The following is a 22239-nucleotide window of genomic DNA, read 5'->3' as shown; positions in this document are numbered from 1 at the left end:
CTGTCCCAGGCCGTCCAGCGTCCAGGCGAGTGCGGCGGGTCCGTGCGCTTCGCCTGAGCCGAGCAGCGCGCCGATGAGCAGGTAGTCCGCCGCCGAGTGTTCGGCGCAGAAGCGTGCCAGCAGGTTGGTGACGCCGGGGATCAGGCCGACGCTGAGCGCGAGCGTCGCGCCGTGTTCCCTGGCCGGTCCGTCCAGGGCCTGGAGGCCGGCGACCAGGCGGGGGAGGCGGTCACGTCCACGTAGTGGATGCCGCGCTCCACGCAGGCGCGGGCCACCCGGGCGTTGTCGATCTCGGCGCACATGAGCACGGTGTCGACCCCGTCCAACGCTTTGGCCAGATCGGCGGGGTCGGCGGCGTCCACGCGCATCGCCGTGGTGGCGGGGATGGGCGGGACCTTGTCGGGATTGCGTCCGGCCACGATGACGTTCGTGCCGGGGTGGCTGGTGAGCGCCTGCGCGGCCTCGCGACCGACCGCGCCGTAGCCGCCCAGGATGAGGATCGTGGTCATCGGCGGTTGGCTCCTTGCGGTTGTGCGGTGGTTGTGGCCGGGTCTACGCCCGGGCGGGTGAACATGACCAGAGCGCGGACGATCCCGAGGACGGCCAGGCCGGCCGCGATCGCGAAGCCCGCCCTGAGCCCGCCGGCGACGTCTCCTCTCGGGCCGGTCCGCGTCGCCGCGGCCAGCAGCACGCCGGTCAGGCCGAGCGCATAGCCGGTGCGGGCGAATCCGAGCAGGCCCATGCCCGCCGCCAGCACCGCGCGCATCCCGAAACGCCCCACTGCCCCCCAAGTTTTCATAGTCACGCTATAAGAATGTTTTCATAGTGGCGCTATAGTCAAGTTGTGAGCGAAACACCACGACCCCAGACCCGGCGCGCATCCGGCAGGGAGGATGGGCGGGAGGACGGGCGGGCCGCGCGGGCCCGGTCCACCCGCGCCCGCATCGTGACCGCGGCCGCCGAGCTGTTCACGACGGCCGGCTACACCACCACGAGCATCACCGCGATCGCGGCCAAAGCCGGGGTGAGCGAGCCGACCGTCTACTACTCCTTCGGCACCAAGCGGGCCATCCTCACCACCGCCCTCGACCTGGCCGTCGCCGGTGACGACGAGCCCATCCCCACCCTGCAGCGGCAGTGGGTGCGCGACGCGCTCACCGACCCCGACCCGCTGGGACAGTTGCACAGCCAGGTCGTCGGAGCCGCAGACATCTACCTGCGCGCCGCACCCCTGCTGGACGTCGTGCGCAGCGCCGCCACCACCGACCCCGACCTGGCCGAGGTCTGGGCCGCCAACCTCCAGCAGCGGCTCACCGTGCAACGCGTCTTCGCCGACGCCCTGGCCCGCAAGACCGCCTTGCGCGACGGACTCATCGCCGAGGCCGCCGCCGACATCGCCCTGGCCGTACTCTCCCCAGAGACCTACAACCTGCTCGTCAACGACCGCGGCTGGGCCCACCAGCGGTGGCAGGACTGGGCCGTCGACGCGCTCACCCGCCTGCTCACCACGACGGACCGCCACGCCTGAATCCCCCGCCGAACCCCGGAAGACACGTCGCATGCCCCATGTACTCGTCGACGGCCTCCGCTTGCACCACCAGCGCACTGCGCACGGACAGCCCATGATCCTCGTGCACGGGTCCTGGGACATCCACCACGGCTGGGACAGGCTCGTTCCCCATGGTCCGCTTTGGCGGGAGTCATCGAACTCGGCTCGTGACGTCAACGGCGAACGCAACCAATGTCACCCAGCCAGCACGCATGGAACACGAAGAGGGCCTCGGCGAGCTGTCGGCTGCGGCGGTTGGCCGCTTGGAGGCGACGTCGCAGGGACGCATCGCTGCAGCGTTGCTGGGCGTTCAACCGCAGCGGCCCGTCCACACCACATGCGATGACCAGGGCGTGTACCTGGTGACAGCTTCGTCAACGACAGGCCGTTCTGGGCGGAGGCGCTCGGTTGGGGTGTTTCCAGCGAGGGGCCCGGCGTGACCAACCTCTGGCCCGAGGGCTTCGTCTGGCCGGACCCTGCGGCCTTCTCCATCGATCTCGTCACCGTCCCGGACCCCGAAACGGTGAAGTACCGCGTGCACCTCGATCTCGCCACCACCTCTGCGGCTCATCAGACGGAGTTGGTCGCGAGTCTGAAGGAGCTCGGTGCGACGCCCGCCGATGTGGGCCAGGGCGACGTCCCGTGGACGGTCCTGGCCGACCCGGAGGGCAACGTGTTCTGCGTGCTGGAGCCTCAGGAGATCTACCAAGGCCGGATCAGTGGTTCCCGGTGGACCAGCTCAGGGCCGCATCGTCGAGCGGGATGCCGCCGGCGATAGAGATCAGGTGCCGTTGCGCCGCTGTGAGCATGTCTCTCATCCGTGCGGAGGCGGTGTCCGGATCACGATCGCGTACGGCGGTCGCGATGTCCTGGTAGCGGTCTCGCGCATGCTCGTAGGCGGCCCGCGGCGGGCTGGCGCTGAGGCTCATCCAAACGCGGTGTGCCTCGAACACCAGGCTGTCGACGATGGGCACAGCTCGCTTGTTGCCCGTGGCGAGGACGATGTCGTGGTGGATCCGCATGGCGAGCCGGACCTGGCGCTGCCAGTCTTGCTCGGCAACGTAGCGCGCGACGAGTTCCTCCAGGGCGTGTGCCTGTTCCTCCGTGGCCCGGCCGGCGGCATCGGCCGCCAGTCCCGGCTCCAGGAACAGGCGCAACCGGAACACCTCAACCAGGTCGCCGAGGCCGACCGGGCGGACGACGTATCCGCGGCGGGGCATGACCTGCAGGATCCCGTCTCCCACGAGCAGGCGCAGCGCCTCGCGCGCGGGTGTCTTCGAGACCTCGAAGCGGCGCGCGACGTCGGCTTCGAACACCAGGGCCCCGGGGGCGAGCCGGGCGAGAAGTATGTCCTCCCGTACCTGGTTGTAGACGGAGGCGACGAGGGAGTCGGCGAACTCGGCGACGTCTATGGAGGGCATGAGCGCTAATATATCAGTAGTCATTACTTGACACATCAGAAGTTCCTCACTTATATCCTGGTAACCCCTTAAGTCCTCTCGCCTGGAGACATGTATTGAAGGTCGTCATTGTCACCGGCGCCGCGTCGGGCATCGGCCACGCCGTCGCCGCGGACCTCGCGAGCGACCACCGCGTCGTCGCCGTGGACTCCGACGAGTCCGCGCTCGGCGCCGCGGCCTCGACCGCCGCACGGGTGCTCGTGGTTGCTGACGTAACCGACGAGCAGCAGGTCCAGCGGGTCGTGGATACCGCGGTCGCCGAGTTCGGCGGCGTTGACGGCCTCGTCCACTGCGCGGGGATCGAGGAGGCGGCGGTGCCCGCGATCGACATGCCCGCCGAGGTGTTCCGGCACACTGTCGACGTCAACCTGTACGGCAGCTTTCTCGTCTGCCGCGCGGTCGCCGCCCACCTGCGATCTACCGGGAGACCGGGATCCCTGGTACTGATCGGCAGCATCCTGTCCCAGGTCGCCTGGGGTGGGAACCTCGCCTACACGGCCAGCAAAGGTGGCGTCCTGCAGCTTGGCCGCGGCTTCGCGGTCGAGTTGGCCGACACCGGCATCCGCGTCAACGTGATCGGCCCTGGCATCGTCGCCACCCCGATGAGTCAGGCGACGATCGACGATCCGCAGCGTGCGCCGCGCATTCTCGAGCGGGTCCCGATCGGACGCTTCGCCGAGCCTGCGGAGGTCGCCGCCGTGGCGAGGTTCCTGCTCAGCGATGCCGCCTCGTACATCACTGGAGCGTTCCTTCCGGTCGACGGTGGCTGGCTGTCCCTCTGACCCGAGGAGATTCGTGATCAAGCTTGTCTGGCTGCTCAAGCGAGCGCCTCTTCTCACGCTCGAGGAGTTCCGGCGGTGGTGGATCGAGGAGCATGCCCCTCTGGTCGCCGGCAGGCAGCAGCCGCCACGCCGCAAGAACCGGATCTCCGCGCGCGATGGCGACACCGACACCCTCGCCGGCGCACCGTCAGCGGACTGCGGCTGGGACGGGTTCGCCGAGCAACGGTTCGACAGCGAAGAAGCGTTCGGCCACCTGGCCGGGCGGCACGCTGCCGGCCGACGATGACAGGCCGTCAGAGATCCATCACCACGGTTACGACGTAAGGAGCCAGCATGCCGCGCATCACGGATGGAACCCACGGGACCACCGGATTTCAACGATTGCTCGGGCACAACGCCGCCATCCTCGCCGCCTGGGAGCACCTGGAAGAAACACTGATCGTCAAGGGCACGCTCACCCCGGAACTGAAGGAGCAGGTGCGGCGTGTGCTCGCGTTCGGCAACGGCTGCGAGTACTGCCAGGCGTGGGGAAGCGCCGCGGACTCGCATCCCGATCCCAAGGAATCGCTCGCGGTGGCGTTCGCCGAATTCATGCTGCAGGGGCCGAACGACATCATCGACGCGCAGTTCGACGTCCTGCGGACCGAGTTCACCGATGCCGAGATCAGCGAGCTTCTCGCCTGGATCACCTTCATCACCGCCAGCCAGACGATCGGCGCCGTCCTCCAGCTCAAGCCAGAACCAGAACAGTTCCAGACGTCCCCCTGACACCGGATTCTTCTCGACACGCACGGCGGGGCACTGTCCGTCGAGGCGCCGGTTCTTGAGGATCAACTTCCAGCCCGCCCGGGAAGGCACCCCGACGGACCAGGGTCGCCGAGGCCGTAGCCCTCCTTGCAGGTGTCGGCGAAGATCCGGGTGCCGAGCACGGCGTTGATGCCACCGGCGGCGAGCGCGGTGTGGGCGTCCGTCCTGGCCCGCTTGCCGACGATGAGCGCCTCGCAGCCCGCCTCCGCGGCGGCGATCGCCGCCCGCAGCCCGGTCGCGCCGGAGCCGATGACCAGGACGTTCGCCGCGTGGATCTCGATATCAGTGTTGATCGGCATGGATACCTCTCTGTGCGGGGGACGTGGTGGCCTCGGTGTATTCGCCACGGGGCGAACGGCGAAGGCTGCCGGTCTCGACGCCGTGCGCGAGCCGTTCCCTGTCCTGCTCCTGTAGTGCCAGGCAGATCCGGCGGGTGAGCTCGAAGACCACGACAGGCCCGGCGACGACCGCGATGCGGAAGAACCAGGTGACGGCGAACAAGGACAGGCTGAAGTGGTGGGCGAGCTGGTCATTGGCGGCCGCCACCCACAGCAGGCCGTAGAACGTCATGCCGGCCGCGCCCACGGCGGTGCGGACGGCGGCATCGCGGGGCCGATCCAGCGTGTGGTGGATCCTGCTGTCGCCGCTGAGCCGGCGTTCGATGAGCGGGTAGGCGGCCAGGACGGTGAAGAAGGCGCCCGGGACGACCAGGGCGGGAATGAGGACCGACAGGGGGAGCGGGTGACCGGCGACGATGGGCTCCCAGGCCGGCATGATGCGGATGGCGCCGTCGAGGAAGCCCATATACCAGTCGGGCACGGCTCCGGCGCCGGTGGTGCCTGGCCGGGCGGGGCCGTACTGCCAGATGGGGTTGATCTGCGCGACGGTGCCCAGCAGGGTGAGCACGCCGCAGGTGGCGAAGAACAACGCCAGCGAGCTGAGCGGCGGCACGTGGGTCGTGCCCGGGTAGTGGCTGCGGCCGTGCCGCTGGAGCAGCCAGCGCCTGACGACGAGCAGCTCGACCATGATCACCGGGATGAGCAGCACGTGCAGCCGGTAGAACAGCGGGATGACCTGGTCGCCGGGGACGGCTCCGCCGAACAGCAGGCCGGTCAGGTAGGTGCCGACGAGCGGGATGGACTGGGTGACGCCCTGAATCAGGCTGAGGCTGCCACCGGAGAGCATGTCGTCGGGCAGGATGCCGCCGGTGACGCCGGCGACGATGCCCAGGACGAACTGGCCGACCCAGATCAGCCAGTTCGGGCCGCGTGGCCGGCGGAAGGCGCCGGTGAAGAACAGGCGTAGCAGGTGCAGGCAGACCGCGCCGATGAAGATCAGCGTGGCCCAGTGGTGGACCTGCCGCATCAGCAGACCGCCGCGCACCTCCAGGCTGACCTCCAAGGTGGAGGCGAAGGCGCGGCTGACCGGCACGCCACGCAGCGGGGTGTAGCCGCCTTGGTAGATCACCTGGGTCATGTCCGGGTCGTAGAAGAAGGTCAGGAAGGCTCCGGTGACGACGAGCACCACCAGGCTGTAGACCGCGATCTGGCCGAACAGGAACGACCAATGGTCGCTACGGCTTCGCTGCCGCGTGCCCACCACGTGCGCGAGGCGTACCTGCAGGCCCTTCACGAGGAGACCGAGCGAGGTAGCTCGGGCTCAGCGCTGTCCAGCGGCCCTGCATCTCCCCGGACCAGCCCGAGCTGCACACGCGGCAGCATGGCGTCCAGCGCCCAGTCAGCGGCGCCCCTGATCCGGTTGCGGTGGCCGGCCAGGTGGTGAGCGGGGGAGGTGGTGCCGAGCGCGAGCCGGGACACCGAAAGGCCGCCACGGCCATGGTGGGTGTACTGCATGTTCAAAACCTTTCAGGCGGTGGGGCTGAACTGCTCGGTGAAGCGGCCGGCGAACAGATCCGGGCGACGAATGGCCCTCAGGGAGGGCAGTTGTCCGCCACCGCCGTTCGGGCCGAGCGGGAGCAGGATCATGGGGAAGGGCATGGGCTGGTAGGTGGCCGTGGGCTGCTCACCGTGCAGTTGGGCGTGATGTCCTTGGCGACCACTTCGGCGTGTTGCAACCTCGGGTTGGCTTCGGCCATGTGGACACCTTGTTGCCGTTGTTGCCTGTTGCCCCCACGGTTGGTTGCGCGGCGGTCACCAGGCAACAAGGCCAAGGCGGTCGATGAAGGTACCGGTCGGCCCGTCGGCGTCGATCATCGCGAGTTTGACGATCGAGTCGGTGCCTTCGGTGACCGTCAGCTCGCCGGTGTGATGGTTCATGTCGGTGGCGGCGAATTTGCGATTGGCGATTTCTCCGGGGGTGGCGATGTTGAATTTGATCTCCGGGAGCGCCTGGGCGTACCGGACGGTGATCATGTTCAGCGCCGCCTTCGACGAGCTGTAGGCGAGCTCGTGGAACTTCGAGAAGGGCTGCTCCGGATCGGTTACGACCGTGAAGGAACCGCCACCGCTGGACACCATCACCACCCGCGGATGGTCCGCCGCCTGCAGCAAGGGAAGGAACGCGTGCGTGACCCTGATCGGTCCGTACACGTTGGTGTCGTAGACGGAATGAATCTCGTCAACGGTCGCGTCTGCAGGGGTAATGCCCCTTCCTGGCGCGCCGGCGTTGTTGATCAGCACATCCAGCCGGTCGGTGTGCTCCCGGACCAGCCGTACGGCGTCGGTCACCGACTCGTCCGAGGTCACGTCCAGCGGGACCATGATCACGTTCGCGCCAGCGTCAGTCAGCTTGTCGGCCGCTGCCCGTCCTCGAGCTTCGTCGCGCGAGCCGAGAAAGATCGTCCAGCCCTGTTCCCCGAGCCGCCGGGCCGCCTCGAAGCCGAGTCCTTTGTTGCCTCCGGTGATCAACGCCGAGGTCGGCCTGGCGATGGTGTCATTCCCAGGGTGCGGGGTCTCCACGTTGGTCGTCATGATCGTCCCTTTCGAGTAATGGAACGTAGCGTTTCGTTTCATGGATATGTACGGGTCGACGGATTGCCGTCGCGGCGGAAGTCAGGCCACGGTTACGGCACTCCAGCGGTCGAGGGCCACGTAGGCGGGTCGCCACTGGTTCTGGTAGGCCTGGCGCGCCGGTTCGGGGAGTGGAGCCAGCATCGTGGTGATGGCCTGGTCGCTCGCGCCATCCAGGAGCCACGGCAGGATTCGGGGCACGTCGGGGCCGATCCGCTGAGCGTGGATCTGCCCGAAGTGCGCCCACTGCTCCTGGGTGGTGACCGCTTGGATCAGCGGCAGCGCCTGGTCCTCCTCGTGCCCGAGGTGTCCGGTGAGGCCGGTGACCAGGGAGTCGGTGAGGTCGCCGAGCCGGTCCAGTCTGAACTCGGGTTCGGCCAGTGCCGCGTCGATCGCCTCGATGACCTGGTTGATGCCGGCGTGCTCGGCCTCCATCGCCTCCAGCAGGGTTAGGTCGGCGGGGCGGTCGGCCAGGGTCCGGCGCAGCACGGGCCACAACGCGTCGTCCTCGGCGGTGTGGTGGACGTGCAGGGACGTCTTGAACAGCTCCCAGCCTGCGGCGGTGCGCAAGACGGTGCGGGGGTCGCGGTCGACCCGGGCGGTGACCCTGGCCAGGTGCTCGGCTTCCCGACGCAGCGCATCATGCATCGCATACATCGCCGTCATGTCGAGCGTATTGCTCACGGTTTTCTCCTTCGGGCGGGTCTGCGCCGGCTGGTGCCCGCGGGTTCCTGGATGGTGGCGGTGAGCCGGTTGCACAGGTTCGTGAGAGAGATCAGCAGGATCAGCGCCACCAGTTGGATCTCCTCGTAGTGGTCGGCGACCTGGCCCCGTAGTTCGGCCTCACCGCGCCCCCGACCGGCCGGGTTCGCGGTGGGCTTCTCTATCACTCTCCTCGCAGGGCGCCGACCACCCCGATCGACCGCCAGTGCCCCAACGTGCGGTTTTGGACGTCTCCCACCTTGGGGCGGTGGCGCGTCCGCATCAACGTGAGATTCCGTGTGGTCCGATAACTTGGGGGTTATCACGCGAATAGGAACAAAATGGAACTTCGGGACATCGAGATCTTTCTGACTCTGGCCGAGGAGCTGCACTTCGGCCGGACCGCCGCCCGGCTCTACGTGTCCCAGGCGCGGGTCAGCCAGGCGATCAGCCAGCAGGAACGCCGCATCGGGAGCCCGTTGTTCGACCGCTCCAACCGCCGTCAGGTCCGCCTGACCCCGATCGGACGGCAGTTGCGCGACGACCTGCGACCGGTCTACGCCGGCCTGCGCGAAAGCCTCGAACGCGCCCGGATGGCCACCCGCGGCATCACCGCGCGGCTGCGGGTGGGCATGCTGCCCTTCAACGTCCACGACCTGCATCCCTACTGGCAGGCATTCCGCGTCCGGCACCCGCAATGGGAACTGCAGCTGCGCCGCGCTCCCTACACCGACCCGTTCGCCAGGCTCCGCGACGGCGACATGGACGTCCTGATCGCCTGGCTACCCGTGGAAGAACCCGACCTGACCGTGGGCCCGCCCCTGTTCACCGACCCCCGGGTGCTCGCCGTCTCCGCCGATCACGAACTGGCCGGACGGTCCTCAGTACAATTGGAAGCGCTCGGTGACTTCCAGCACGCCACCGCAGCCCACATGCCGGACTACTGGGAGGACAGCTACCTGCCCTTCCGCACCCCGCGCGGCCAGACGATCGAACGCATCGAACCCATCACCAACGCCGACGACCTGATCAACCTCGTCAGCACCGGCGAGATCGTCCACAACTTTCCCGCCCACGTCACCCGGTATTGGTCAATGCCCCACCTCCGATGGCTGCCCATCCCCGACATGCCGTCCCTGGTGTACGCCCTGGTGTGGCAAACCGAAGCCGAAAACGACCTCATCCGCGCCCTCGCCCAGACCGTCCACGACCTCGGCACCACCACCGGCTGAGCAACGCCCACGACCGTGAGGTCGGCGAAACGGCCTGGTCAGGGCTTCATCACCGCTGGCGGCTGGGTGCCTGAGTCGTCATGTTCGCGCAGCTTGATCAGGCGGGCTGCCGGGGATGGGTGCCAGCTTTGCTTCGTGCCCTGGGTGATGGCGGGTCGCGAAGCGATGTCACGCAGGCGGAGGTCCTGGTCACGTGTCCGCAGGTGGAGAGCCATCGACAGCATGGCGTCGTCGGTGACACTGGCGCCGCCGACGCTCTTGCCGCGGGTGCGGGCGCTTTCTGGCAACGGGTCTTCCCGCCCTTCCCGGCATGTCCGGCGGATCTTGCCGTCGCCGTGGCAGATCTTGCGGGCCACTCGGTGACGCGACTCCTGGATGGATGGCTGGCGGCCGAGGGGTGCGACGGAAGGTGTTGCCGATCGGGTCCAGCACCGATAGCGGGAGCAGGGGTTTCGCCGACCAAGGCTCACCCTCAATAGAAAGATCATCGGTATATGATGATCGAATGAGATCCATGCAGGAACCCACCTTCCTGATCCTTACCGCGCTCTCCGCCGGCCCTCAACATGGGTATGGCGTCATCACCGACGTCGAACAGATCTCCGAGGGCCGGGTACGGTTGCGCGCCGGAACCCTCTACGCCGCCTTCGACCGACTGCAGGGAGAGGGCCTCATCGCCGAGGATCGCGAAGAGATCGTGGACGGCAGAGTCCGGCGGTACTACAAGCTGACCGATGACGGGGCGACCCGGCTGGCAGCGGAGGCCGAGCGGATGCGCCGTCACGCGCGAGCGGCTTCCACGCGGCTGCGCGCTGCCGGCCTCGGAGGAACGGCGTGAGCTCCCTCGAAGCCCGATATCGGCGGCTCGTGGCCTGCTATCCCTTTGATCACCGCACGCGGCACGAGGAAGACATGATCGGCGTACTGCTGGCCGGATCACGGCCCGGCCAGACCCGCCCGCACCTCGCCGACACGGCCGATCTGCTGGCAGGCGCGGTTCGCATACACTGCAGGCGGGCCTTCGGCACGGTGTCGGCGCCCGCCTGGCGGGACGCCATGGCCGCGGGCATGGCGCTGTGGCCTCTTCTCATCCTGACCGACACGCTGGCCCGCCAGGTCCTGTCGCTGGCGCAGAGCGGCCCTGACCTACTGAGCTACTGGATGCAAGAACCGTGGTCGCTCCTGCACTGGGCTCGACCGATCATCGTCTTCGCGCTGCCCGTGCTCGCGGTCGTGCTCCGCCATCGGGGGATCGCCACACTGGGCGCACTCGCTTTCGTGCTGTACCTATCGGGCAGATCGCCCTTAACTCTGCCCCTGGCGCTGCCGAACGTCGGCCTGCCTCTCTTGGCGCAAGTGGTGGCGGTCGCCGCCGCCTTCACCCGTCCGGCCCGCAACGGGATGTCGCTCATCTACCGGCGCACACTCATGCTCTGGATGCTGTTCGGCCTGATCGGGTTGGTCGCCAGCAAGGTCGGCAGGGGTGTGCTCGACGCGGCCACCAACCATGAGATCGCACTCTGGAAACCTGTGCCGTGGCTCATCATCATGGCAGCGGCAGCGGGATACGCGGCACGGTCCGTGGTGGGACGGCGCGCGGCACTGCTGCTGTCGCTGCCCGTGGCGGCGCTGGGCGACCTCGGGAAACTCCCTTCCCTGCCCACCTCCGTGGCCCTTGCGCAGATCGGCTGCGTGCTGAGCGCTTTCGCCATGGGGACGATGCTCGCGCGCTGGCAGGCCGGACGTGATCCTGCCGCTCGTAGGCACTGACCTTGTGATCAGCTGCGCAAATCGGATGCCACCGACATCCTTCAGGGCGACGTGGGGGCCGCATGGCTCGGGCCCCGGCCCCTGAATGCCACAGTGCGGGGCCTGCGGCCATGGGTGGAGCATGAACGAGATGCCGGACTCGTGGACGGTGGTCGGGCGTGGCGGGGCCGGCACCCCGCCTCGATCGCCCGGGTCAATCCGACGCGCCAGCACCTGTTTGGCGGCGAACTCCACCTCGGCCCCGATCCCCGCCTCGGCGCACCGGTCGCGATCACCGATCCACGACTTGGGCAGATACAGGTCCCGATCCAAGAGGGTGCGGCCGGCGCTGGTGGCATAAGCCAGGGACACCCCAGCTGACAGTTCTCGATCCGGCCGGCCGTCCCGGAGTACTGGCGCTGCACCCCGGCGGACTTGTCGCCCTTCCTCACAAGCCTGGTCTCGTCCACGATCAACACGCCATCACGTGCACCCAGATGCTCAACCACATGTGCGCAGGTCATCGCGTACCGCGTCGGCGTCCCACCGGGCCGGCTTCAGCAGCCGCTGCATCCCCAGCGGGTTGCTCTCGCCCGCCGCCTCGGCGCTTCCTGGCCGGGGCGCGATCGTCTGATCATCAGCGCGAACCCATCAGGGTTTGGACCAGGCGAGGGTGGCATCGGCTGCTGGATCCACCTCCTCTGCCGCCGAGCCTGGAGGCGCGCGGTGCAAGTTCGTCGGCGAGAGTGAACCCGAGGGCGAGGGACGCGACCGGGACGGGGACTGATTTCGGCTCGAACATGGCGGGATGAGCCCGGCGCGATAACGCGATCTTCACGGTTTCCGCAGATCGCGTCCTGGCCACCGGCGAGGCTTACAAACGCCCAGCTTTCGACCTGACCTGGCTACGCTACGCATCTATCTGAAAATAACCTCGACCGCGAAGATCGCAAGGGTTTAAAAGACAGGCAGACGCCTGCGATGATATAAGCAGGAAGCGGTCGCTGATCGCTCGCTGGGGTCTGGTCTCCTGCATTAAGAGGTGTACGTGGACGCTGAGATCCGTCTGATCGGTGGGAATGAGAAGATTCTGATCCCATCACTCTGGGAATGGCTGCGGTCGGAGCGGGAACTGCGGGGACGGGTCGATGTCATACGGGGAACCCCGGGAGAGGAAGACCTCGGTCCCGCGCTTGAGGCGCTGGTTGTCGCCGTCGGCAGCGGGGGTATGGCCACCGCCCTCGTCACCGCTCTGGGGACATGGCTTTCCAGCCGGGGTCGAGGAGATGTTTCAATCACCGTGAAGACCGACAACGGAACCGTCCGCGTCGATGCCAAGGGCGTCAGGGATGCGCTTCCTTTGCTTCAAGAAGTGCTGAGAAATGCCGCTGACGAACCCTGAGCCTCCTGATTTCAGCAGGTCAAGAGCGATTCTCATCGGAGTGTCGTCCTATTCCGATCCTTCTTTCGGGCAACTTCCCGCCGCGTACAACAGCGTGCGCAGGTTCGAGGAAGTCCTGGTGGACGAACAACTCTGTGGATGGCCGCGCGATCGACTCACGATCATGCACAATCCAGAGAGCCCCATGCTGCTCGCGCAGCGGTTGCGGCGGCTCGCCCGTGAGACCGAAGACGTTCTGCTGGTCTACTACGTCGGACACGGGACGATCACTCCCGGCGGGGAACTGTGTCTCACGCTGCCAGATACGGACTCCGACGATCCGGACCTCACCGGCTTGGAGCACCGGCACATCAAGAACGCGCTGTTGGACAGTCCGGCCCGGATCAAGGTGGCGATTCTGGACTGCTGCTACTCGGGCCGGGCCATCGAGGCGCTCGCCGACTCGGTGAACGTCATTGCCGATGCCACGGCGACCCGCGGAGTCTTCACCCTTACGGCCAGCGAGCACGCCGCCCACGTCGTCCCGTTCGCGCAGCAGACCGACCGGGCCACCTCGTTCACCGCCGAACTCATCGACCTCATCCGCGAGGGGTTGCCTTCCGGTGCTCCCTTCCTGACGCTGCGCACCCTCTACATACATCTGCGTCGCCGTCTGGCCGAGCGCGGGTTGCCGCTGCCGAACCAGCGCGGCACCGAGACGGTGTCCGAGTTCGCCTTCACCCAGAACGCCGCCCTCGCTCCCGACCCGTTCGGAGAGCAGACTGTCCCATTCAGGGTGCGCCCCAGGGCCCAGTCGGCACCCCGGCGGCCCGAACCGCCGAACCGTGAGCAGCAGCCTCGGTCTCGTCCCGAATCTGAGCCGAGCGGCCGCCCCCAGTCGCGGGACGGTGCGGCACCGCGTTTCGGTCGCCTGGACGAACCGCGGGAAATGGTGGAGCCGAGGGGCGATGCGGCAGGCCCAGATCGGCGGGCGACCAAGGAGAGGCCGGATCGCGGGACGATCGTGGCGATCGACTTCGGGATGACGGACTGTACCGTGTCCGTGCTGCGCGACGGTCGCCCAGTGATGGTCCCCACCCCCGGGGGCGCGAACGTCACACCATCGATCGTGGCCTTCGCGAGCAACGGTGAGGTACTCGTCGGTGAAGCAGCCCAGCGGTATAGCCGCAGCCATCCCGATCGGGCCTTCCGGGGAATCAAACGGACCTTAGGGACAGCCTGGAGTCCGACTGTGGATGGGAAGACGCTGACGCCACAGCAGTTCGGAGCGTTCGTGTTCCAGAAGCTGAAGCGCGATGCGGAGGAATTCCTCGACGAAACGGTCAGCAAGGCCGTGATCACGGTCCCTGCTCTCTATTCGGAACGTCGGCGCCAGGCCACGTCCGAGGCGGCGCAGATCGCAGGCCTCCAGGTCCTGCGCATGGTCCACGAGCCCACGGCGATCGCTGCGGTCTTCGGCGAGCAGATCGCCGCGGAGGGGGCCACCTACGTGCTCGTGGTGAATCTCGGTGGCGGCGCGTTCGACGTCTCGTTGATGGCGCTGGAGGACGGCGTCATCGAGGTGAAGGTGACCAGCGGCGACGATCTTCTGGGCGCCGAGGACTGGAACACCGTGATCATCGACTGGCTCGTCCAGAAGTTCCGCAGAGGCCACGGCATTGACCTTTCGCTGGACCCGCTGGCGGCCGAACGGCTGCGAGAGGCGGTCGAACAGGCGAAGCTCGAACTCTCTTCGGCGTCCGAGACCACGATCGACCTGCCCTATCTCGCAACTTCTGGCCAGGTGCCACTCCATCTCACCGAGACACTCAGCCGCGCTCGTTTCGAACAGCTCACCAAGGGCCTGCTCGACCGCTGTCGTGGCGTGGTCAAAGTGGCGTTCGCAGACGCCGATGCTGTGCTGACCGACCTCGGAGGCAAGATCGACCGCGTGGTCCTGGCAGGTGGAGGCAGCAGGATGCCCGGCTTCGCGGACATGGTGAGATCAATGGCCGCTCCGGGTGTCCAGACGAGGCTTGCGCCCGAGTACGCGGCGGCGAAGGGGGCGGCCCTGCTCGGTGGAGCGTCCGATTCGATCCTCGTCTTGGAGGTCACGCCGCTGTCGCTGGGTATCGAGACCGCGGGAGGTGTCTTCACGAAGATCATTGAGCGGAACACGACGATCCCCACCAGACGTTCGGAGATCTTCACCACCGCGGAGAACAATCAGGCGTCGGTACGGATCCAGGTGTTCCAGGGGGAGCGGGAGATCGCTGCCTACAACAAGCGGCTGGGCGTGTTCGAACTGGCCGGGCTGCCTCCCGCGCCAAAGGGCGTCCCACAGATCGAGGTCACCTTCGACATCGATGCCAACGGCATGGTCAACATCAGCGCCAAGGACCTCGGAACGGGCCGGGAGAAATCGGTCATCATGACGGGTGGATCGTCGCTGCCGCCCGAGGAGATCGACCGGATGATCCGCGAGGCCGAGGAGCACGCCGATCGGGATCGAACGGCGCGCGAGGCCTCCGAACTACGCGTCCGTGCGAGCGCTCTCGTCGACCGCGTGGACGAGGTCATCGGCATCGGTGGCGACCGGATCCCCGCAGCCATCATCACGGAGGCCCGGACAGCTCAAGCTCGTGTGCGCCATGCCCTGACCCGCGAGGCGTCCGCACCCGGCGCCACGGCCGACCTCGACGTCGCGGTACGCGCACTTGAGACGAGCGCCCAGGCGCTCGGATCAGCCCTGTACTCCTGAGGCGGAGTTTGATCAGGGGAGACGGCGCGACAGGAATCGCGCCTGCGTCCGTAGACAGCCCGACCGCCGTGTGTTCCTGGGATCGGGACGATCCACGGTCGGGCCGTTCTCGCGGCGTTGGCCCGGTGGCTGCCGACCGTCTTATGCGGGCATCGGTTCGCTACTCCGGCGACCTTGCTGGCGTGGCATCGGCGTCTGCTCCGACGGGCCTGGACCTACCCGCATCGTGACGGACGGCCGAGAACGGGCCCGGAGATCCGGTTGATCGTCCGTCTTGCGAGGGAGAACCCGGGGTGGGGCCATCGATTGACACGATCTTTCTGAAGCGTCTGTACGTGTTGTTCGTGTTGGAGGTCCATACGCGGCGCGTGCACATTCCGGGTGTGACCTCCCATCCGACCGGCGCGCGGACCGCTCAGAAGGCCCGTAACCTCCTCATCGACCTTGGCGGGCGAGCGGAGTCTTTCCGCTTTCTTATCCGCGATCGGGATCACTGCCTTCGCTGACACCGGCCAGCCCATGCGAGCCCGCGAGGGCATCAACTCACGAACCGCCCTCTGAGAGCGAGCCGCCAGGCCATCAGCAGAATGGGGGTCTCGGCCAGGTCGTGGATGGCTCAAGCGAGTTGCCGGGGGCTCCATTCGGCTTTGCCTGCTTTGGCGCTGCTGCTCGGCGATCTCCAGGCGGCGTCTGGCGCTGGCGTCCACCAACCGACCGTACAACGTCGCTTGACGCCGGTGAAGTCGCGGGTTTGCCGCAACCCATGGCGACCTTCGGGACCTGCGGCGGCACCGGCACGATTTATGCCCCATTGCCTAATATGTAGGTATATCCTGCCTCGGACCTACGTGGCTGCGGCAGGGAGGGCTGGCATGGGCGAGTTCGATGGGATCGACGTGAATTTCTCGGCACCTATGGGCGCCGCCGAAGATTCGGCATCCATGCGGATGGGATTCAAGCTGGCCGCCGACGACCTATCCGTCGCCAAGCTACCCGTAGTGGGGATGGGGGTGGTCGGTGAGCTGTTCCGCTGGAAATACAACGAGGCTGTCGAATCGGACTTCGATAACGCCTTACGTGGGTTGAAAGCGGCCCACCAAATGGGTGTCGCGTTCTACAACAACGGCGTCAACTATGTAGACGTCGAGGAGATCGCCAGCGCTCAGGTAGCCAATCTCAAGCGCGATATCGGCGAACTGTTCGAAACGAACCCGTCCGCCACATATCAGCCCGCTGAGCCTTCGTGGATTGAGTCGAACCGTCACGAGGGTCACTTTGGGGGAAGAAACCCCCTTCGCACCATGGCCATATCCGCCGTATCGCTCACCGCAATGGACTGGCGCAAGATCAAGGGACCGGTGTCACAGCTGGCCAAATCGAGCGCTGGAATGTACGCATTGGGCACACTCGCCTCGAGGATGTCCGTGCAAGGCCTCATGGTCATGGTGCTGGCCGGTCTCTTTGTCATCCCCTCCGACGAGGCGATCGACAAGGCACTCTACGCCTACGGCGATGCGCAATCCAAGGTCAAGGATCTCAGGGATGCCGCTTCGGTGATTCCTGACCGATTCAAGACGTGGAAGGGGCCGGCCAGCAAGGCGGCCGGAAATCGTCTGGAGGACTTCAACGAGGCGCTCAAGAGGTATGAGGCATATCTGATCATGCGCACCGAGACTCTCCACGTTACGGTCAAGGCGCTGGACACGGCGTATGCCGTGATGCTCGGAGTGGTGGGCGCCCAGGTCCTGCGAATCTTGGTCCTCTTCGCTCTCTCGACATACAACCCGACGCTTATTGCGGCGAAGGAGGCATCGGCCGCGCAACTCGCTGCGTCGTTCGCCGAATTCGGGAAGAGGGTGAAGGGGGTGTTCTTGTCCGCAAGTATCGCCATGGGTCTGGCAGGTTCACTGGACCTCTTGGGAGAGTTCGACACGGAAGTCATCGGTTACGGGGAGCAGAAGCCGCTGCCGGGCCATTAGGTGACGACGATGACGGACCAGGAGGCGGCCGGGAGTCGGGCGCGTATCGTGGTGCCGTCGAGTTCTACCGCGAGCGGCTCGGGTGCGGCATCTACCCGGTGAAGGTTGGGTGGCTTGCGGCGATGACCTGGGCGTGGGCCCGCCGAGGTCCGGTCTGCCTCGGGGGCGGCCAGGATCAGACCGTCGACCGTGGCCCGGGACCAGCCGGGCCGCCAGGCCGGATTCGCCCGGCAACCGCACGGGCCCGTTTGGGAGTCGTGATCACGCGGCTGGGAGAGGATTGGCCCAAGAGGAGGGTCGGACCGGGTAAGGGCGCCTGGTCCGCCCCTCACCCCCTCGACCGTGGGAGCCGGCAGTTCCAGGTAGCTCCCATGACGCCCGTGCAGTCGCGGTGATCAGGCGGCCTCGCCGCGGGCGATGTAGAGGTTCATGTCGGTGAAGTCGACGGTGATGTTGTAGGGCTTCCAGAAGCAGTGGGAAAACCAGCCCATCGTGTCGAACCCTGTCCCATAGGGCCAGGGCACGTTGACCGGCTGGTTTGGGTTCGTGTAGGAGTAGACCTCCTTGGCGACGGCGTTGCCGAGGCGGATCTCCTTCGGGTAGCAGGGGTAGACGACGGCCGGGTGGCTTTGGGCGAAAGTCCCGACCTGGCGGTCGTAGTCGGTGCGGATCTCCAACTGCTCGGCCGTTTCCCCGCGCATGCCCGCGGCGATCTCGCTGCCTCCGCCGAAGTTCACGCCCACCACCCCTGTGCGGGAGCCGGCGACGCCGGCGAAGCTGCCCGTGCTGTGCAGGTATTGCTCACGGGCCAGCCACAGCGGCAGGGGTTCGGCGCCCGCCCGTGTGGCGGCGGCGCGTGCCTTCCTGGCCGTTTCGGGGGTGCGGCGGCGCAGGATCAGTTGCCGACCCGCGTAGTCGAAGGTGGTCAGCAAGTGGTAGAAGACCCACGTGCCGATCAGGCCGTCGCTGTCGGTGTCGACATCTTCGCCCGACTCCGTCGCCGACCAGCCCACCGGGACGTTGCGCAGTTCGATGCCGCCCAGCTTGAAGGAGTCCAGTATCCCGTAGTACGCCCATATGGTGCCGCCCTCGAAATCGATCTTCTGACTGGCGACGGGGCTCAGCCCAGCCTCCTTGGCCACCGACGCGCGCATGCTCAGATTCGGGGCGCCGGTGTAGAACGTGAAGCGCTTCGTCGGTCCGCCGTTGACCGAGGCCTCCACCAGCGGCATCGGGTCCGTCTGCTTCCATGGCACCCGCGCGGTCTGGCCGTGGACCTGATACGCCTCGCCGCGGACTGCCGCGAACCACTTGGCGTAGCTGTCCTCGCCGGCCGCTTTCCAGTGGGGTGCGGACAGGCCGAATCTGTCCTGCCGGATGTAGCAGTCGGCCAGGAAGTGGTTGGCGTCCTTGTCGTCGGGCGCCAACTGGAGGGCCATCTTGAGGTATTTTTCGGCGACGGCGAACCGATTGGCCAGCAGCGCTACAAAGCCGCGCTGGCGGGCCGCGTGCAGGTTCTTGGGGTCCTTTTTGAGGATCTCCTCGTACGCGCGGCCGGCCTGCTCGAACTTCCCGGCCTTGAACAGCGCGTCCGCGTCACCGCTGTCGGCCAGCGCCGTGGCCGCCTCGCCCAACAGTGGCGCCGTCGCGGCCGCACCGGCCAGCACCGCGGCGCCTCGCAACACCGAACGCCGGTCCCATTCTCCGTCATTTACCAACGCCTTCTCCTCTCGTGATCACTTCGCCGGAACTTTCTGTCCACGGACGGTCACAGCAGCCACCTGGATGGTCGGCCCGTTCCGCTTCGACCAGCCGACCGGTACGGTCACCGTGCCGCAGTCCACCTCGGGCTTGTCCGGACACGGTTTCCAGCCGACGGTGCCGCGCTCGCGGTGCCCGCAGTGCTGAGGGCGCCGGCGGACCCGGCCGCCGCCACGGCCGCGACCACGGCGGCGGCTGCCACGCCTGTGCGCATGACTGCCTCCTCAGGCTGCTTCACGACGTAGGATCGCCGGCCTGACGAGCACATCCTGCGCGTACGACGGGCTGGCGCCGACAGTGATGCGCTGTGGTCCATGCCTCCACTGAAGACGGAAGACTGTTGCCGTGACGTATGCGTTTTTCGATACGCCCGCGATACACGAAATCCCCGGCATCAAGGAGGCCTGGGTGGAGCGGCGCCGATTCCTGCTGTTCCCGGTCGAGGCGGATCACGCCCGCCAGGCATACCTGTCGCGCAGGCCGGCCGAGCGCGTCGGCCGGACCATCCGCGGCGGCCGGCCGGTCGGGCACCTGCACGAGGACGTCCGCGTCCTGGCGGCGCCGGCCACCGCGGCCCGGCTCAAGACGGTGGCAAGGGACGAGGTGCCACAGGTTGACGGCCGCGTGGTCATGGCGGCGTTCCGTAAGGGGACCCCTCAACGGAACACCACCCGGGCCGGATGGACACCCAGGTCGGGTGTTCCGTATAGGTGTTCCGCGGACTGTTCCGGCGAAGGGCTCCCTACCCGGAACACTTGAACGTGTGAGCGGGACCCGGGTCGGCTACGCGCGTATCGAGCAGCTCGTGGCGCTCGGCGTGCCGCAAGACCGGATCTACCACGAAGACGGTCACCTGGCCGGAGAGTCGCGGGGTGACGCTCACGTTCCCGCCCGTGGACCGGCCGCTGACGGTGGTCGCCTACCGCACGGGGGGAACGTCGGCCGGCTGCACGGCGAGATCAGCGTCAACGGGCGTCGGCCGAAGGGCTCGTCCAGGTGCTGGGAGCCACCTTCGGGGGTAGCTTCAGCGTCGGCAACCTCGGCATGGTGAGCCCGGGGACGACGGCAAGGTGACCATCCGACTCAGCGCCTCGGCCGGGGGGATCACCGCGTACGAGCGCCGCCCGGGCACGCTGACCATGGCCGTCTACGAGCAAATGGAATGAGCCACCGGCTCATTCCCCGCTGGCGGCGTGTGTCGGGAACCCGCCTTCCCGTCACAAGTCCACTGACAAGCCGATCCGGCCGAGCTGGTGGTCGAGGACCGCGGCCGCCTCCGCGACGCCCAGTTCCCCGACCAGCACCCCGTCGGCCAGGCCGCGCGCGAGCCCGAGAAGCACGTGGGCCTCGGCGTCGGCCTCGACGCCGGGTTCCGAAGCGGTGGCGGCCACGAGCGCGGCGATTTCGCGGTGGACCGCGTCGCCGCCTGCGCGGTACAGCTCGCGTACATCAGGGTCGGCGACGGCCCTGGCCAGGAACGCGTGTCCGGCGAGCAGGAGCACCGGAGCGCGCGCGCCCAGCTCGACGACGGCGAGCAGCGTGCGCCGCAGCGTGTCGGCCGGGCTGTCGGCGTTCAGCAGCGCCGCGCGAACATGGCGCTCGATCTCCTGCCTGAGCAGGTGCGCGCTCGCGCGCAGCAGGTCGGCCTTCGCCGCGAAATAGTGCTGCACGAGCCCTTTGGAGACGCCGGCCTCCTGGGCGACCCGCCCGATGCTCACACCGCCCAGGCCGTCCCGAGCGCACAGCCTGAGGGCGGCATGGGCGATCTCCGCCCGCCGCGCCGCGTGGTCCACCTGCTTCGGCACGGCCCGGCCTCCTTTCTTTGCGATATGAGTGTATCGTGACCTTGACGCGATACGATCGTATTGCGAAAGGCGAACGGAGGATCCCCTACGTGAACGACCTCGTGGAACCCCACATCGGAGCCGCGTTCCGTCGGCGGCGGCTCGGCCACTTCCGCGACGCGTCCGCCTTCGCGCGCTACCGGAACGCCTACGACCGGGCCATGGCCGAGCTTCCCGAACCCGATCAGATCCAGGACGTAACGACTCGCTTTGGGACCGTCCGGGTCTATCGCTTCGGCACCGGCGACGGCATACCGCTTCTGCTGCTGCCGGGACGCACCGCGTCCACCCCGATGTGGGAGGCGAACCTGGCCGGCCTCACCGCCCATCGGCCGGTTTACACGGTCGACCTGCTCGGCGAGCCTGGCCTCTCGGTACAGACCCGGGCGTTCGCGAGCGCGGCCGACCAGGCAGGCTGGCTGGCGGAGCTGCTGGCCCGGCTTGGCCATGACCGGGTGCACCTCGTCGGAGTGTCCATCGGCGGGTGGAGCGCTTTTCACCTCGCCCTGCATGTCCCAAAGAAGATCGCCTCAGTGAGCCTGCTCGATCCCGCCATGCTTTTCGGCCGGATCACCTGGAAGGTCGTCGTCGTTTCGCTGGGCTCGGTGGTGCCGTTCTTTCCCGAGTCGTGGCGCCGGAGGCTGCTGAGCTGGATCTCCGGCGGAGCCGACGCCTCCGACGACGAACCCGTCGCCAACCTGATATCGGCCGGGATGCGAGACTTCACCGCTTTCCTGCCGCCACCGACGTACCCCACGGACGACCAGGTGGCCGGAGTCGACGTGCCGGTGCTCGCCCTGATCGCCGGGCGCAGCATCATCCACGATCCGCGCAAGGCCGCCCTGCGTGCCCGCCGCCTGCTCGCCCGCGGCGTCGTCGAGCTGTGGCCGGACGCCTCCCACGCCATCAACGGCGAGTTCCCCGAGCGCGTCAACGCCCGGGTCCTCGCCTTTGTCGACGAGATCGACCGCACCGGCCACGCCGACGACACGCCGTGATGAGCGGAAACCTCACACTGACAGAGCCATGAAGAGGGTGTTCAGGCGCTTCAGCCGGCCATGCCACCTTCTACCAGCTCCACGGTGACCATGCGCCGGTCGCGCTCGCCGCGCACCCGCCGCACATAGCCGGCCTTCTCCAAGCGGTCGATGAGCCGGGTCGCGGAGGCGGACGGCAGCCCCAGCTCCTCGGAGATGCCCCCCACGGGGAGCGGGCCGCGCAGCCGTGCTGCACGATCTCGGTGTCAGCCTTGACGGTGTCGGC

Annotated in this window: 25 protein-coding genes and 2 pseudogenes; 13 read left to right on the top strand and 14 right to left on the bottom strand. The window is 67.5% G+C overall.

Going from position 1 to position 22239, the window contains the following annotated elements; genetic code table 11:
- Positions 1-140 precede the first annotated feature (140 nt).
- Together ABFX55_RS25250 and ABFX55_RS25245 are read right to left on the bottom strand one after the other, a co-directional pair.
- Positions 141-509 carry a saccharopine dehydrogenase NADP-binding domain-containing protein gene (locus tag ABFX55_RS25250; protein WP_346124890.1) on the bottom strand — a complete coding sequence of 123 codons (369 nt, stop codon included), beginning with the start codon at positions 507-509 and terminating at the stop codon, positions 141-143.
- Positions 506-799, bottom strand: a complete 294-nt coding sequence (locus tag ABFX55_RS25245; protein WP_346124888.1) for a hypothetical protein — start codon at positions 797-799, stop codon at positions 506-508. The genes ABFX55_RS25250 and ABFX55_RS25245 overlap by 4 nt, the downstream gene beginning before the upstream one ends.
- Before the next feature lie 45 nt (positions 800-844).
- On the opposite strand from ABFX55_RS25245, the gene ABFX55_RS25240 reads away from it, so the two are divergent.
- Together ABFX55_RS25240 and ABFX55_RS25235 are read left to right on the top strand one after the other, a co-directional pair.
- The gene (locus tag ABFX55_RS25240; protein WP_346124886.1) at positions 845-1528 is read left to right on the top strand and encodes a TetR/AcrR family transcriptional regulator; all 684 of its coding nucleotides are present in this window, start codon (positions 845-847) and stop codon (positions 1526-1528) included.
- A 457-nt stretch (positions 1529-1985) separates the two neighbouring features.
- Positions 1986-2258 (top strand): annotated as a pseudogene (locus tag ABFX55_RS25235) (VOC family protein); the annotation flags it as partial.
- Positions 2259-2265: 7 nt separating this feature from the next.
- On the opposite strand, the gene ABFX55_RS25230 reads toward ABFX55_RS25235, so the two are convergent.
- Entirely contained in the window at positions 2266-2970 is a 705-nt protein-coding gene (locus ABFX55_RS25230; RefSeq protein WP_346124884.1) for a GntR family transcriptional regulator, read from the bottom strand.
- Positions 2971-3065: 95 nt separating this feature from the next.
- Here ABFX55_RS25230 and ABFX55_RS25225 point away from each other — a divergent pair, with 95 nt between their 5' ends.
- From ABFX55_RS25225 to ABFX55_RS25215, 3 genes are read left to right on the top strand one after another with little or no spacing between them, the layout of a single operon-like run.
- On the top strand, positions 3066-3791 hold the full coding sequence (locus ABFX55_RS25225; RefSeq protein WP_346124882.1) for an SDR family NAD(P)-dependent oxidoreductase: 726 nt from the start codon (positions 3066-3068) through the stop codon (positions 3789-3791).
- Between the two features lie 13 nt (positions 3792-3804).
- Entirely contained in the window at positions 3805-4077 is a 273-nt protein-coding gene (locus tag ABFX55_RS25220) for an EthD domain-containing protein (protein WP_346124881.1), read from the top strand.
- A 47-nt stretch (positions 4078-4124) separates the two neighbouring features.
- Positions 4125-4559 (top strand): carboxymuconolactone decarboxylase family protein, encoded by a 435-nt coding sequence (locus ABFX55_RS25215; protein WP_346124879.1) that lies wholly within the window; start codon positions 4125-4127, stop codon positions 4557-4559.
- A 62-nt stretch (positions 4560-4621) separates the two neighbouring features.
- On the opposite strand, the gene ABFX55_RS25210 is transcribed toward ABFX55_RS25215, so the two are convergent.
- From ABFX55_RS25210 to ABFX55_RS25185, 6 genes are all read right to left on the bottom strand, one after another.
- Entirely contained in the window at positions 4622-4897 is a 276-nt protein-coding gene (locus ABFX55_RS25210) for an FAD-binding protein (protein WP_346124877.1), read from the bottom strand.
- Positions 4881-6230 (bottom strand): cytochrome bc1 complex cytochrome b subunit, encoded by a 1350-nt coding sequence (gene qcrB / locus ABFX55_RS25205; RefSeq protein ID WP_346124875.1) that lies wholly within the window; start codon positions 6228-6230, stop codon positions 4881-4883. The genes ABFX55_RS25210 and qcrB overlap by 17 nt, the downstream gene beginning before the upstream one ends.
- A complete protein-coding gene (locus ABFX55_RS25200; RefSeq protein ID WP_346124873.1) occupies positions 6227-6451 on the bottom strand; it encodes a hypothetical protein in 225 nt (74 codons plus the stop codon). The genes qcrB and ABFX55_RS25200 overlap by 4 nt, the downstream gene beginning before the upstream one ends.
- Positions 6452-6748: 297 nt before the next feature.
- Positions 6749-7528 (bottom strand): SDR family oxidoreductase, encoded by a 780-nt coding sequence (locus ABFX55_RS25195; RefSeq protein ID WP_346124871.1) that lies wholly within the window; start codon positions 7526-7528, stop codon positions 6749-6751.
- A gap of 81 nt (positions 7529-7609) precedes the next feature.
- Positions 7610-8251 carry a hemerythrin domain-containing protein gene (locus ABFX55_RS25190; protein ID WP_346124869.1) on the bottom strand — a complete coding sequence of 214 codons (642 nt, stop codon included), beginning with the start codon at positions 8249-8251 and terminating at the stop codon, positions 7610-7612.
- Complete coding sequence (locus ABFX55_RS25185; protein WP_346124867.1) at positions 8248-8457, bottom strand: carboxymuconolactone decarboxylase family protein; 210 nt, start codon at positions 8455-8457, stop codon at positions 8248-8250. The genes ABFX55_RS25190 and ABFX55_RS25185 overlap by 4 nt, the downstream gene beginning before the upstream one ends.
- 153 nt (positions 8458-8610) lie before the next feature.
- Here ABFX55_RS25185 and ABFX55_RS25180 point away from each other — a divergent pair, with 153 nt between their 5' ends.
- On the top strand, positions 8611-9501 hold the full coding sequence (locus ABFX55_RS25180) for a LysR family transcriptional regulator (RefSeq protein WP_346124865.1): 891 nt from the start codon (positions 8611-8613) through the stop codon (positions 9499-9501).
- Between the two features lie 38 nt (positions 9502-9539).
- Here ABFX55_RS25180 and ABFX55_RS25175 read toward each other — a convergent pair whose 3' ends face one another.
- Positions 9540-9857, bottom strand: coding sequence for a hypothetical protein (locus ABFX55_RS25175; protein ID WP_346124864.1), 318 nt, complete (start codon positions 9855-9857; stop codon positions 9540-9542).
- 158 nt (positions 9858-10015) lie between these two features.
- Here ABFX55_RS25175 and ABFX55_RS25170 point away from each other — a divergent pair, with 158 nt between their 5' ends.
- Positions 10016-10339, top strand: a complete 324-nt coding sequence (locus ABFX55_RS25170; RefSeq protein ID WP_346124862.1) for a PadR family transcriptional regulator — start codon at positions 10016-10018, stop codon at positions 10337-10339.
- Positions 10340-10413: 74 nt separating this feature from the next.
- Positions 10414-11271 carry a hypothetical protein gene (locus ABFX55_RS25165; RefSeq protein WP_346124860.1) on the top strand — a complete coding sequence of 286 codons (858 nt, stop codon included), beginning with the start codon at positions 10414-10416 and terminating at the stop codon, positions 11269-11271.
- Between the two features lie 195 nt (positions 11272-11466).
- Here the strand turns inward: ABFX55_RS25165 and ABFX55_RS25160 are convergent.
- Positions 11467-11856 (bottom strand): annotated as a pseudogene (locus ABFX55_RS25160) (IS701 family transposase); the annotation flags it as partial.
- A 442-nt stretch (positions 11857-12298) separates the two neighbouring features.
- On the opposite strand from ABFX55_RS25160, the gene ABFX55_RS25155 reads away from it, so the two are divergent.
- The 3 genes from ABFX55_RS25155 to ABFX55_RS25145 all read left to right on the top strand — a co-directional run bounded on the left by ABFX55_RS25155 (position 12299) and on the right by ABFX55_RS25145 (position 17371).
- Positions 12299-12652 carry an effector-associated constant component EACC1 gene (locus ABFX55_RS25155; RefSeq protein WP_346124858.1) on the top strand — a complete coding sequence of 118 codons (354 nt, stop codon included), beginning with the start codon at positions 12299-12301 and terminating at the stop codon, positions 12650-12652.
- Positions 12633-15392: a caspase, EACC1-associated type gene (locus ABFX55_RS25150; RefSeq protein WP_346124856.1), complete on the top strand. Its 2760-nt coding sequence runs from the start codon at positions 12633-12635 to the stop codon at positions 15390-15392. Before ABFX55_RS25155 ends, ABFX55_RS25150 begins: the two co-directional genes overlap by 20 nt.
- A gap of 872 nt (positions 15393-16264) precedes the next feature.
- Positions 16265-17371: a hypothetical protein gene (locus ABFX55_RS25145; protein WP_346124854.1), complete on the top strand. Its 1107-nt coding sequence runs from the start codon at positions 16265-16267 to the stop codon at positions 17369-17371.
- Positions 17372-17766: 395 nt separating this feature from the next.
- On the opposite strand, the gene ABFX55_RS25140 is transcribed toward ABFX55_RS25145, so the two are convergent.
- The gene (locus ABFX55_RS25140) at positions 17767-19089 is read right to left on the bottom strand and encodes an aspartyl protease family protein (RefSeq protein WP_346124852.1); all 1323 of its coding nucleotides are present in this window, start codon (positions 19087-19089) and stop codon (positions 17767-17769) included.
- A 388-nt stretch (positions 19090-19477) separates the two neighbouring features.
- Between ABFX55_RS25140 and ABFX55_RS25135 the strand changes: the two genes are divergently transcribed.
- A complete protein-coding gene (locus ABFX55_RS25135; RefSeq protein ID WP_346124850.1) occupies positions 19478-19891 on the top strand; it encodes a hypothetical protein in 414 nt (137 codons plus the stop codon).
- Between the two features lie 458 nt (positions 19892-20349).
- On the opposite strand, the gene ABFX55_RS25130 is transcribed toward ABFX55_RS25135, so the two are convergent.
- Positions 20350-20937: a TetR/AcrR family transcriptional regulator gene (locus ABFX55_RS25130; protein WP_346124848.1), complete on the bottom strand. Its 588-nt coding sequence runs from the start codon at positions 20935-20937 to the stop codon at positions 20350-20352.
- 89 nt (positions 20938-21026) lie between these two features.
- Between ABFX55_RS25130 and ABFX55_RS25125 the strand changes: the two genes are divergently transcribed.
- Positions 21027-21974 (top strand): alpha/beta fold hydrolase, encoded by a 948-nt coding sequence (locus ABFX55_RS25125; protein WP_346124847.1) that lies wholly within the window; start codon positions 21027-21029, stop codon positions 21972-21974.
- Between the two features lie 50 nt (positions 21975-22024).
- On the opposite strand, the gene ABFX55_RS25120 is transcribed toward ABFX55_RS25125, so the two are convergent.
- Positions 22025-22198: a MarR family transcriptional regulator gene (locus ABFX55_RS25120; RefSeq protein ID WP_379479113.1), complete on the bottom strand. Its 174-nt coding sequence runs from the start codon at positions 22196-22198 to the stop codon at positions 22025-22027.
- Positions 22199-22239: the final 41 nt, after the last annotated feature.

This window comes from Nonomuraea roseola, assembly GCF_039535395.1.
GTDB lineage: Bacteria > Actinomycetota > Actinomycetes > Streptosporangiales > Streptosporangiaceae > Nonomuraea > Nonomuraea roseola.
Note: the sequence above shows the minus strand (reverse complement) of the source record. Positions and strands in the feature narration are given on the sequence as shown.

Bases quoted from the DNA above. Each gene is read 5' to 3' on its own strand.
- ABFX55_RS25165 (WP_346124860.1), top strand. From the start codon at position 10,414: ATGATCGGCGTACTGCTGGCCGGATCACGGCCCGGCCAGACCCGCCCG.
- ABFX55_RS25170 (WP_346124862.1), top strand. From the start codon at position 10,016: ATGCAGGAACCCACCTTCCTGATCCTTACCGCGCTCTCCGCCGGCCCT.
- ABFX55_RS25145 (WP_346124854.1), top strand. From the start codon at position 16,265: ATGGGCGAGTTCGATGGGATCGACGTGAATTTCTCGGCACCTATGGGC.
- ABFX55_RS25150 (WP_346124856.1), top strand. From the start codon at position 12,633: ATGCCGCTGACGAACCCTGAGCCTCCTGATTTCAGCAGGTCAAGAGCG.
- ABFX55_RS25215 (WP_346124879.1), top strand. From the start codon at position 4,125: ATGCCGCGCATCACGGATGGAACCCACGGGACCACCGGATTTCAACGA.
- ABFX55_RS25195 (WP_346124871.1), bottom strand. From the start codon at position 7,528: ATGACGACCAACGTGGAGACCCCGCACCCTGGGAATGACACCATCGCC.
- ABFX55_RS25245 (WP_346124888.1), bottom strand. From the start codon at position 799: ATGAAAACTTGGGGGGCAGTGGGGCGTTTCGGGATGCGCGCGGTGCTG.
- ABFX55_RS25250 (WP_346124890.1), bottom strand. From the start codon at position 509: ATGACCACGATCCTCATCCTGGGCGGCTACGGCGCGGTCGGTCGCGAG.
- ABFX55_RS25200 (WP_346124873.1), bottom strand. From the start codon at position 6,451: ATGCAGTACACCCACCATGGCCGTGGCGGCCTTTCGGTGTCCCGGCTC.
- ABFX55_RS25180 (WP_346124865.1), top strand. From the start codon at position 8,611: ATGGAACTTCGGGACATCGAGATCTTTCTGACTCTGGCCGAGGAGCTG.
- ABFX55_RS25210 (WP_346124877.1), bottom strand. From the start codon at position 4,897: ATGCCGATCAACACTGATATCGAGATCCACGCGGCGAACGTCCTGGTC.
- ABFX55_RS25230 (WP_346124884.1), bottom strand. From the start codon at position 2,970: ATGCCCTCCATAGACGTCGCCGAGTTCGCCGACTCCCTCGTCGCCTCC.